At 70.1% G+C, this 10,941-nt stretch carries 7 protein-coding genes; 2 read left to right on the top strand and 5 right to left on the bottom strand.

Going from position 1 to position 10,941, the window contains the following annotated elements:
- Positions 1-5: 5 nt before the first annotated feature.
- The 4 genes from guaA to ISU10_RS17205 form a co-directional block, all read right to left on the bottom strand.
- Entirely contained in the window at positions 6-1,574 is a 1,569-nt protein-coding gene (guaA, locus tag ISU10_RS17190) for a glutamine-hydrolyzing GMP synthase (RefSeq protein ID WP_194697652.1), read from the bottom strand.
- 177 nt (positions 1,575-1,751) lie between these two features.
- Entirely contained in the window at positions 1,752-3,473 is a 1,722-nt protein-coding gene (locus ISU10_RS17195) for a GMC family oxidoreductase N-terminal domain-containing protein (protein WP_194697653.1), read from the bottom strand.
- A complete protein-coding gene (locus tag ISU10_RS17200) occupies positions 3,470-5,092 on the bottom strand; it encodes a succinic semialdehyde dehydrogenase (RefSeq protein ID WP_194697654.1) in 1,623 nt (540 codons plus the stop codon). Before ISU10_RS17200 ends, ISU10_RS17195 begins: the two co-directional genes overlap by 4 nt.
- 87 nt (positions 5,093-5,179) lie before the next feature.
- On the bottom strand, positions 5,180-6,880 hold the full coding sequence (locus ISU10_RS17205; RefSeq protein ID WP_194697655.1) for a glycerol-3-phosphate dehydrogenase/oxidase: 1,701 nt from the start codon (positions 6,878-6,880) through the stop codon (positions 5,180-5,182).
- Positions 6,881-6,999: 119 nt separating this feature from the next.
- Here ISU10_RS17205 and ISU10_RS17210 point away from each other — a divergent pair, with 119 nt between their 5' ends.
- Entirely contained in the window at positions 7,000-8,316 is a 1,317-nt protein-coding gene (locus ISU10_RS17210) for a CapA family protein (RefSeq protein WP_194697656.1), read from the top strand.
- A complete protein-coding gene (locus ISU10_RS17215; protein WP_194697657.1) occupies positions 8,313-9,413 on the top strand; it encodes a DUF2330 domain-containing protein in 1,101 nt (366 codons plus the stop codon). Before ISU10_RS17210 ends, ISU10_RS17215 begins: the two co-directional genes overlap by 4 nt.
- Here ISU10_RS17215 and ISU10_RS17220 read toward each other — a convergent pair.
- Positions 9,400-10,422: a GNAT family N-acetyltransferase gene (locus ISU10_RS17220; RefSeq protein WP_194697658.1), complete on the bottom strand. Its 1,023-nt coding sequence runs from the start codon at positions 10,420-10,422 to the stop codon at positions 9,400-9,402. The genes ISU10_RS17215 and ISU10_RS17220 overlap by 14 nt on opposite strands.
- Positions 10,423-10,941 lie beyond the last annotated feature (519 nt).

Consider the following 10,941-nt stretch of genomic DNA (forward strand, 5'->3'; position numbering starts at 1 on the left):
CGGACTCACTCCCACTCGATGGTGCCGGGCGGCTTCGAGGTGATGTCGACGGTGACGCGGTTGATCTCGCGTACCTCGTTGGTGATGCGGGTGGAGATGCGCTCGAGCAGGTCGTAGGGAAGCCGGGCCCAGTCGGCGGTCATCGCGTCCTCGGAGGTCACCGGACGCAGCACCACCGGGTGGCCGTAGGTGCGGCCGTCGCCCTGGACGCCGACGGAGCGTACGTCGGCCAGCAGCACCACGGGGAACTGCCAGATGTCGCGGTCGAGACCAGCGGCCGTGAGCTCCTCGCGGGCGATCGCGTCGGCCTGGCGCAGGATGTCGAGACGGTCGCGGGTGACCTCGCCGATGATGCGGATGCCCAGGCCCGGACCGGGGAACGGCTGGCGCCACACCATGGTCGGCGGGAGGCCGAGCTGCTCGCCGACCTGGCGGACCTCGTCCTTGAACAGGGTGCGCAGCGGCTCGACGAGCTCGAACTGGAGGTCGTCGGGCAGACCCCCGACGTTGTGGTGGGACTTGATGGTCGAGGTGCCCGCTCCCCCGCCTGACTCGACGACATCGGGATACAGCGTGCCCTGCACGAGGTAGGCGGTGCTGCCTCCGGCGGCATCACCGAACACTCGCTCCTCGGCCGCCTCGAACGTCCGGATGAACTCGTGCCCGATGATCTTGCGCTTCTCCTCGGGGTCGGAGACGCCCTCGAGCGCTCCGAGGAACTGGTCGCTGGCATCGACCACGTCGAGGGTGTCGAAGACCGCCTCGAAGTCGCGGCGTACCTGCTCGGTCTCGCCGAGCCGCATCATCCCGTGGTCGACGTAGACGCAGGTGAGCCGGTCGCCGATGGCGCGCTGCACGATCGCCGCCGCCACCGCCGAGTCGACCCCACCGGAGAGGGCACAGATCGCCCGCCCCTCCCCGATCTGGGCCCGGATCGCCTCGACCTGCTCCTCGACGATGTTGAGCATCGTCCAGGTCGGCCGGCAGCCGGCGATCTCGAGCAGGAAGTGCTCGAGCACGGCTTGGCCGTGCTCGGTGTGCAGCACCTCTGGGTGCCACTGCACGCCTGCGAGCCCGCGGGCGACGTCTTCGAAGGCGGCGACGGGAGTCCCGACGGTCGAGGCCAGCAGGGTGAACCCCTCGGGAGCCGCGGTGACCGAGTCGCCGTGGGACATCCACACGTTGTGGTGGGCGGGCACGCCGGCCAGCAGGGTGCCCGGCTCGACGACGGTCGCGGGCGTGCGGCCGTACTCGCGGGCACCGGTGGGCGACACCTCGCCGCCCAGCGACTGGGCCATGATCTGGAAGCCGTAGCACATGCCGAACACCGGGACACCGGTGTCGAAGAGGGACCCGTCGAGCGACGGGGCGCCCGGCTCGTAGACCGACGACGGGCCACCGGACAGCACGATCGCCTTGGGCTGACGCGCGAGCATCTCGGCCACGGGCATCGTGTGGGGCACGATCTCGGAGTAGACCTTCGCCTCGCGGACCCGCCGAGCGATGAGCTGGGCGTACTGGGCGCCGAAGTCGACGACGAGGACCAGATCGTGCCCGGAAGTCTCACCTGACATGGCCCGAGCCTATCCGTGCCGCAGGGCCCGGCCGGGGAGGGAGGGTTGGCCGGGCCCTGCAAGCCGAGTCAGGCGAGCCCTCCCCGGCGAGGGCCCACTCAGTGAGGGAGCACTAGCGGTGGACCCGCTCGTCCAACGAACCCTCACCAGGTCGGTTACGGGTGTGACGGATGAATCTCAGGTGACCTCGACGACGGGCAGCCGCAGGGCGGCAGGCGCGGTCGGCGGGACCGCTGGGGAGGCCGGCGGGACAGGTGAGATCCGGGCGTACGGCGAGCCGAGCGGCGGTCGCGGGTCGACCTCGCCCTTGTTGGGCCACATGGCCATCGCCCGCTCGGCCTGGGCGGTGATGGACAGCGACGGGTTCACGCCCAGGTTGGCCGAGATCGCCGAGCCGTCGGCGACGTGCAGCCCGGCGTGGCCGAAGACCCGCTGGTAGGGGTCGACGACACCGGACTCGGGCGACGAGCCGATCGCGCAGCCGCCGATGAAGTGAGCGGTCAGTGGCCGGTTGAACGGATCGCCGATGGTGCCGCCCGCCGTGCCGCCCATCACCTCTGCCATCCGCCGCGCGGCCTCGTTGGCGGCCGGGATCCAGGTCGGGTTGGGCTCGCCGTGACCCTGACGCGAGGTGAGCACCAGCTTCCCCAGCCGGTTGCGCTTGAGGTAGGTCGTGATCGAGTTGTCACGGCTCTGCATCACCAGTGCGACGACGGTGCGCTCGGACCAGTGCCGCAGGTCGTAGAGCTCGAGCACGCGGGTCTTCTCGCGCCACATCTCGCGCAGCCAGGTGCGCCATCTCGGTCGGCCCGGCTCCACGTCGGTGAGCACGGTCTGCATCAGCGCCATCGCGTTGCTGCCCTTGCCGTACCGGACGGGCTCGATGTGGGTGTGCTCGTCGGGGTGGAAGGACGACGTGATCGCCACGCCCTGCGTGTAGTCGACCGAGGCGTCGCGCCCGATCGCCCCCAGGATCGACTCGGAGTTGGTGCGAGACAGCTCGCCGAGGCGGTCGGAGAGGTGGGGCAGGTGACCCTCGGCCTTCATCCGATGCAGCAGCCGCTGGGTCCCGAGTGCCGAGGCGGCCAGCACCACCTGGTCGGCGGTCAGCACGCGCGTGGCTGCACGCCGGCGGAGCTTGGCCTTGGTGTGACGGACCTCAACGTCGTAGCCGCCCTCCCCACGAGGAGAGATCCGGGTGACGGTGGTCAGCGGCAGCACCGTGGCGCCGTTCTTCTCGGCGAGGTGGAGGTAGTTCTTGACCAGGGTGTTCTTGGCGTTGTGGCGGCATCCGGTCATGCACTCGCCGCAGTTGCGGCACGGGTTGCGGTCGGGGCCCTCCCCGCCGAAGTACGGGTCGGGCACGGTCTGTGACGGCGTCTGCCCCGGACCGCCGAAGAAGACGCCGACAGGTGTCGGCGTGAAGGTGTCCCCCACGCCCATCTGCTCGGCGACCTCACGCATCACCTCGTCGGCCGGCGTGTGCAGGGGGTTCATGGTCACCCCGAGCATCCGCTTGGCCTGGTCGTAGTAGGGCGCGAGCTCGGACTTCCAGTCGGTGATGTCGCGCCACGACGGGTCGTCGTAGAACGCGGGCAGCGGCTCGTAGAGCGTGTTGGCGTAGACCAGCGAGCCACCACCGACACCGGCCCCCGACAGGATCAGGCAGTCCTTGAGGACGTCGATGCGCTGGATGCCGTAACAGCCGACCTCTGGTCGGAACAGGAACCTCTTGGTGTCGAACGACGTCGCGGCGAAGTCGTCGTCGGCGAACCGGGCGCCCGCCTCGAGCACGCCGACCCGGTAGCCCTTCTCGGTCAGTCGCAGCGCCGCGACCGACCCACCGAACCCGGACCCGACGACCAGGACGTCGAACTGGCTGCTGGGGTTCTGGGTCACGCCCGGCCGAGCTTCTTCATCGCGCGAAGGCTCGCGGTCATCGCCTTGGCGAAGGCCGCGTCCGACATCCCCAGCATGGGGGCGATCCTGACCAGTCGCTGGGTGCCGACCGACTGGATGTCGGTGTAGCGGCGGATGCCCTCGGCGCCCTGCCGGCGGCCCAGGCCCGACTGCCGCATGCCACCCATGGGCGCGTGGGTGCTGCCGAACGTGGCGCCGTACCCCTCGTTGATGTTGACAGTGCCGCACTTGATCTGGCGAGCGATCTCGCGGGCCCGCGAGCCGTCTTGGGAGTAGATCGAGCCGTTCAGCCCGTAGTCGCCCTCATTGGCGCGCGCGACCGCGTCCGCCTCGTCGTGGAACCGGTAGACCGAAACGACCGGCCCGAAGGTCTCGGCACCGAAGCACGCCATGTCAGGGGTCACGCCCTCGAGGATCGTCGGCTCGAAGAAGTACGGCGCGAGGTCGGGCCGCGCCCTGCCGCCGGTGCGCACGACCGCGCCCTTGGCGACCGCGTCGTCGACATGGGCCTGCACGGTCCTCAACTGCTGCTCGGAGATGAGCGGGCCCATGTCGTTGCCCCAGTCCAGCGTGGCCCCCAGGGTCATCGCATCGGTGCGCGCGACGAAGCGGTCCACGAAACGGTCATAGAGCTGGTCGGCGACGAACATCCGCTCGGTCGAGACGCAGAGCTGACCGGCGTTGGAGAAGGACGCCCGAACGGCGCCCTCGGCCGCGCGTTCGATGTCGGCGTCGCGCAGCACCAGGATCGGGTTCTTGCCGCCTAGCTCGAGCGAGCACCCGACCAGCCGCTCGGCGCAGCCACTGGCGATGATGCGGCCGGTGGCCGTCGACCCCGTGAAGCAGACGTAGTCGGCGCGCGCGACGATCGCTCCCCCGACGTCGGCGCCGGGGCCGGCCACGACCTGCCAGAGGTCCGGCGGGAAGCCCGCCTCCTCCAGAAGCTGCGCGCCCAGCAGCGCCGTCAGCACCGTCTGGGCGTCGGGCTTGATGACCACGGCATTGCCGGCCATCAGCGCCGGCAGGCCGTCACTCATCGCCAGCGTGAACGGGTAGTTCCACGGCGAGATGATGCCGACGACGCCCTTGGGGACGTAGTTGACGTCGATGCGGGTCAGGACGGGGAAGACCCCCGGTCGCTGCTCGCTGCGCAGGTGCCGCGACGACGTGCGGCCGCAGTAGCGCGCCGTCAGGGCAACGTGGGCAAGCTCCTCGTAGCCGTGCTTGCGGGCCTTGCCGGACTCCCAGCCGATGAGGTCGAGGATCTCGTCTTGCCGGTCGAGCACCAGGTCGTGGAAGCGCAGCGAGGCGGCCTCCCGCTCAGCTACAGGGGTTCGGGCCCAGGCCTCCTGCGCACGTCGTGCGCGCCTGAACGCCTCGTCCACGTCTGCGCCGCTGGACTGCGGGATGTGCGCCAGCGGCTGACCGGTCAGCGGTGAGGAGACCACCACCGACTCACCCGAGGTGGCGACGAGGCGCTGGGTGAGCGCCGTGGCGTACTCGGGCTCGAAGGCGAGCGTGGCTCCCGGATGGTGCTCGGGGTCGTGCGGACCGGTGATCGTCGGGTCAGGCCCGGGCATGGGGTCGTGCGCACTCATACGAGGGAGCGTAGGTGACCTGGGTCACCAGGACCACGGATCGTGGCGCTTGACACATCGGCATGCTTTGTCAAGTCACGATCGGAGTCAGACGATGTCGGGCGCGCTGACCCGGGCCTCGTCGGCCTCCTGGTCGGTGAGCATCGTCTGGCTCTGGCGCTCGGCCTCGACGCGGCGCAGGTAGTGGTCGACCTCGTCAGCCGTGCGGGCGTCGTCCCAGCCCAGCTCGGCCGCCATCAGCCGAGCGGCCGGTCCGGCTGCATGCACGCCTCGGTCGAAGGTCTCGATGGAGATGCGGGTACGCCGGGTGAGGACGTCGTCGAGGTGGCGCGCGCCCTCGTGGCTGACGGCGTAGACCACCTCGGCGGCCAGGAACTCCTCCGCGCCGGCCAGCGGGACGGCAAGCTCCGCACGGGCATCCATCAGCGCGAGGACCTCGTCGACCAGGCCGCCGTAGCGTCCGAGCAGGTGGTCGAGCCGGCCGAGGCTGATGCCGGCCCGGCGAGAGAGCAGCACCCGCTGGTTGGTGCGGGCCAGGTAGCCCTCGGCGCCGGCGAGCGGGATGCGGTCGGTGATGCACGATCGCGCGTCGGGCACGGCGACGTCGACAGCGTCCTTGGCCATCACGCGGTAGGTCGTCAGCTTGCCCCCAGCGATCATCACGAGCCCGGGCACGGGGGCGACCACGGTGTGCTCGCGGGAGATCCGCGAGCTGGGCTCGCGGGCACCGCGCACCAGCGGCCGCAGCCCGGCGTAGACACCCGCCACGTCGGCGTGGTCGAGGGGTTCGCGAAGCAGCGTGTTGACGTGGGTCAGCAGGTAGTCGATGTCGGCCTTGGACGCTGCCGGGTGGGCCTTGTCGAGGTTCCAGTCGGTGTCGGTCGTGCCGATGATCCAGTGGGCACCCCACGGGATCACGAACAGCACCGAGGTCTCGGTGCGGGCGATGATGCCGGCCTCTGACCTGATGCGGTCGCGCGGCACCACGAGGTGGATGCCCTTGCTGGCTTGGACGTTGAGCGCACCGCGCCCACCGATCATCTGCTGGATCTCGTCGGTCCACACGCCGGCGGCGTTGACCACCACCTTGGCGCGGACCTCGAGGTCCCGTCCCGACTCCAGGTCGGTCGCACGGATGCCGACGACCCGCTCGCCCTCTCGCAGGAACCCTGTCGCGCGCACCCGCGTGGCGACGTGGGCTCCGTGGCTGGCCGCGGTGCGCGCGACCGCGAGCACCAGACGGGCGTCGTCGACCTGTGCGTCGTAGTAGCGGATCGCGCCCCGGAGGGCGTCGGTGCGCAGGTCGGGCGCTATCCGCGCGACTCCCTTGCGCGTCAGGTGGGCGTGACGCGGGACGCCCATGTCGTACTTGCCGGCCATCGCCATGCCGTCGTACAGCAGGAGGCCGGCGCCGACGTAGGGGCGCTCCCACGTGTGGTGGAGCGGGTAGAGGAACGGCACCGGGTGGACCAGGTGCGGCGCGAGACGGGTCAGGAGGAGGCCGCGCTCCTCGAGGGCCTCCTTGACCAGCCCGAAGTCGAGCATCTCGAGATAGCGCAGCCCACCGTGGATGAGCTTGCTGCTGCGCGAGCTGGTGCCTGACGCGAGATCGCGCTGCTCGACCAGGGCCGTCGACAGACCCCGCGTGGCGGCGTCGAGGGCGGTGCCGGCGCCGACGATCCCGCCGCCGACGACGAGCACGTCGAGCTCACCGTCGCGCCCTGTGTCAGCCAGGGTCCGCAAGGCAGCCTCGCGCGCAGCCGGACTGAGGGAGCTGGCCTGGAGCATGGGCCCATCCTGCCTGCTCTCCCGGGCGGCCCTCGCATCTCGGCCGCGAGACTGATGGCCCCTTGAGACACTCCCACAGCCTGGCGGCCTACCCTGCGTCCGAGAACGGGGAGGAACCCATGCGCAGCACGCTCGGCCACATCGGCCTGGTCGTCAGCCTCACGCTGGCCCTGACCGTCCTCGGCACGCCCGGTTGGCTCGATCACGCCCCGACCGACGCCCCGACCGACGCCGACCTCGCGAGCTTCGAGGAGCCCAGCAGCACGCCCTCCCCCACCAGCGAGCCGGAGCCATCGCCTACGAGTGCACCGGAGCCATCTCCCACCGGCTCCCCGGCCAGCTCACCGGCCAACTCACCGGCAAGCTCACCGGGGCCCGAGCCGCGCACCGCGACCGTCGTGCTGAGCGGAGACCTGCTCTGGCACGACACCGTGTGGCTGAGCGCGGCCGTCGACGCTGACACACATCCTGGTGGTGCCGGCAAGGGTCAGGAGTTCGACTTCGACCCGATGTTCGCGGCCCTCAAGCCGATCATCGAGCAGGCCGACCTGGCCGTGTGCCACGAGGAGGTCCCGTTCGCGCCGCCCGGCGGGCCCTACGAGAGCTACCCCGTCTTCGCCGCACCCCCCGAGATCGCGCCGTGGATCGCCTCGATGGGCTGGGACCTGTGCACCACGTCGTCCAACCACGCCGTCGACCAGGGCTTCGAAGGACTGGTGCGCACCGCTGACCTGCTCGAGCAAGCAGGCGTCGGTCACGTCGGCACCTTCCGCACCGCCGCAGAGCGGCGCCAGCCGGTCATCTTCACCACCGACCAGGGCGTGCGGATCGCGGTCGTCGGCGGCACGTTCAGCCTCAACGGCTTCCCGATGCCGGAGGGCCGCCCCTGGGCGGTCTCGATGTGGAACGCGCGCAACCTGATCGCCCAGGCCCGAGCCGCGCGACGCGCGGGCGCCGACATCGTGATCGTCAAGTACCACGGCGGTAGCGAGTACGTCGCGATGCCCAACGCCGAGCAGGTCGCACTGGCCCAGAAGCTGACAGCCTCGCCGTACGTCGACCTTGTCGTCGGCGAACACGCCCACGTCGTGCAGCCGATCACGAAGGTCAACGGCAAGTGGGTCGTCTACGGCATGGGCAACGCGATCGCCCAGAGCGAGTCCGAGCGCAGCCGCGCCTACGAGGGCATCACCGTAAGTTTTACCTTCCGTGAGGCCGATCCCCTGGCCGACCGTGGATTCGTGGTCGACCATGCCGAGTACGTGCCGACGTACTGGAACCACTTCGTCCCGTCGGGCCGTCCGATCCGCATCCAGCGGGTGGTCAGGGCCCTAGCGACCGGACGAGGTGACCAGAGCCGGCTGCTCGAGGCGCTGCTGGAGACGCGGGCGGCGGTCGACCTGCTGGGACACGCGAAAGGTCTGGAAGAGAGATGAGACGGTTGCTGGGGCAGCTCCTGGTCTCGGCAGCCCTCGTCACCGGCTGGGTCGTCTCCACACCCGCCTACGCGTGCGCCTGCGGCGCGATGGTGGACGGCCCTGGAGGTGACACCTCCGTCACCGCCGAGAGGGCGGTCGTGGTCTGGGACGGTGCGCGCGAGACGATCCTGCTGCGGCTCAGCACCCGCTCCGACGCGGTCAGCGCAGGCCTGCTCGTGCCCACCCCCGCCTCCGCCGATGTCGCTCTCGGCGACGAGCAGGTGTTCTCCGACCTCGCGCACGTGACCGCCGCACGCACCGAGAAGCGCTGGCACCTGTTCGGCACCCCGCTGCTGCTGGGCGGCAAGGCTGCCGGCGGCGACACCGCCTCCGGTGGCGGCGCTCGAGGCGACGGGGTCGCGGTGCTGGGCTCGGTCGACCTGGGTCCCTTGCGGGCCACGACGCTGGCAGCGGCCGACCCGCAGGGCCTCGAGCGTTGGCTGCAGAGCCACCGCTTCCAGACCTCAGCCGCACTCCAGCGCTCCGTGCAGCCGTACGTCGACGAGGGCTGGACCTTCGTGGCCATCCAGCTCAACGCCGTCGGCCGAGCCCTCGAGGGCGACCTCCCGCCGATCTCGATGACCTTCCCCAGCGACCAGGCGATCTACCCGATGCGGATGTCCGCGGTCGCCGAGGAGCCGCAGAGCCCGAGCGTCTACGTGCTGGCGCGCCACCGGATGGAGCGCACCGATGCCGTGGCCTCCGGACCGACTCGTCCCGACCTCGCCTTCGCGGGCCGGGTCGCGCCGGGCGAGGTGGCCTCGGCGACGCTCAAGAAGTGGCTGTCCACGACGCCCTACCTGACCGCTTCGTCACAGTGGCTGCCCGACCCCAGCGTCATCGTCACCGACTTCACCTTCGCCCAGGCACCGGACGACAAGCCGTTCCACCTGGTCATCTACGACGACACCTACTTCCTGCCGGGCGACGTCGGCGCCCTGCTGGTCCTCCTGCTGCTGGGCGGCGCCGTGTGGCTCGTCGTACGCCTGACCCGTCGCCCGCCCGAGCCGGCGAGCGAGACGAGCCTCGATACCGAGATCCCTACAACCGCTTGACGAAGTCCGCGCTCACCTCGACGGGGTAGAAGCCCAACGTGTCGTTGATCGCGACCATGAAGCCGTTGGTCTCGGCGTTCTGGGTGATGATCCTGGTCAGGTCGCTACGCGCGGCTTGGAGGGCGCGCAGGTTGACGGCCTTGGTGGCCAGCCCGAGGTGGTGGCCGCGGTGGTCGCGATGCACGAAAGTGCCCCACTGGTAGACGTCCTTGCTGGCGCCCTCCGAGCCGGCCAGCGGCATCGCCAGCGTCGACTGGGCCACCACCTCCCGATCGGTCGTCAGCGCCACGGTCTCGTAGCGCACGCGGCGCATCGCAGTGACTCCCTCGATCCACTCGGCGTACCGCTCGGGTGTGATGACCTCGGCCTCGAAGTCGACGGAGCCGGTCGGCGCGTCGACGGCGAGCTGACCGAGCAGTGCGCACAGGGACTCGACGAGGTCGTCGGGTACGGCGCCCACGAAGGTCTCGATCGTGTACCCCTCGTGGTGCGGCGCGGCCCGGTCGATCCACTGCTGGATGCATTCGTCGGGCACGGGGAGGTCGAGGTAGCGCACCACTTCGATGTTGGACAGCTCGTAGCCGCAGGCCTCGGCGAACCTGCAGTAGGCATGGTCCTCGCGGTCGGCGTAGGGCAGGTGGCTGCCCGTCATCAGCAACGTCCGACCTCGGTCTCGAGCCATCTGCTCCAGGTGTCCAGTCAGGGCCCGACCGATCCCCCGACGACGTCGCTGCGGGTCCACGTTGACCTCGAAGTACGCCTTGTCGGTGTTGTCGACGAGCGGGGTCCACATCGTCGCCGTGGCTACGATCCGGTCGCCGTCGTAGGCCACGATCGGCTCTTGAAGCTCGCCACTGTCGGTCGTGCGGTAGGCGCCGAGGAACTCCTCGAACGGCCAGAACGGCGCCTGCTCGCGACCGAAGGTTTCCGAGCGGCGGTTGAGGTCGTAGAACTCACGCATGACCGCCTCGTCGCCGAGCTCCGAGGCGTCGAGCACGCGGATGTCCATGACCGACGAGCGTAGGAGTCGCGGCGCGGCGCGCGGAAACGGTTTACCCGCTGGTCGTCCGCTGGTTGAGGAGGCCGCGCCCCCCGGCCGACTTCTGCTGGTTGAGGAGGTCGCGCTAGCGACCGTCGTCTGCTGGTTGAGGAAGTCGCGCCAGCAACCGACTTCTGCTGGTTGAGGAGGTCGCGCTAGCGACCGTCGTCTGCTGGTTGAGGAGGTCGCGCTAGCGACCGTCTCGAAACCAGCCGAGAAGGTTCTGCTGGTTGAGGAGATCGCGCTAGCGACCGTCTCGAAACCAGCCGAGGAGGTTCTGCTGGTTGAGGAGGTCGCGCTAGCGACCGTCTCGAAACCAGCCGAGGAGGTTCTGCTGGTTGAGGAGGTCGCGCTAGCGACCGTCTCGAAACCAGCCGAGGAGGTTCTGCTGGTTGAGGAGGTCGCGCTAGCGACCGTCTCGAAACCAGCCGAGGAGGTTCTGCTGGTTGAGGAGGTCGCGCTAGCGACCGTCTCGAAACCAGCCGAGGA

It is taken from the genome of Nocardioides agariphilus (genome assembly GCF_015352445.1).
GTDB lineage: Bacteria > Actinomycetota > Actinomycetes > Propionibacteriales > Nocardioidaceae > Nocardioides > Nocardioides agariphilus.

Bases quoted from the DNA above. Each gene is read 5' to 3' on its own strand.
- guaA (WP_194697652.1), bottom strand. From the start codon at position 1,574: ATGTCAGGTGAGACTTCCGGGCACGATCTGGTCCTCGTCGTCGACTTC.
- ISU10_RS17200 (WP_194697654.1), bottom strand. From the start codon at position 5,092: ATGAGTGCGCACGACCCCATGCCCGGGCCTGACCCGACGATCACCGGT.
- ISU10_RS17205 (WP_194697655.1), bottom strand. From the start codon at position 6,880: ATGCTCCAGGCCAGCTCCCTCAGTCCGGCTGCGCGCGAGGCTGCCTTG.
- ISU10_RS17210 (WP_194697656.1), top strand. From the start codon at position 7,000: ATGCGCAGCACGCTCGGCCACATCGGCCTGGTCGTCAGCCTCACGCTG.
- ISU10_RS17215 (WP_194697657.1), top strand. From the start codon at position 8,313: ATGAGACGGTTGCTGGGGCAGCTCCTGGTCTCGGCAGCCCTCGTCACC.
- ISU10_RS17220 (WP_194697658.1), bottom strand. From the start codon at position 10,422: ATGGACATCCGCGTGCTCGACGCCTCGGAGCTCGGCGACGAGGCGGTC.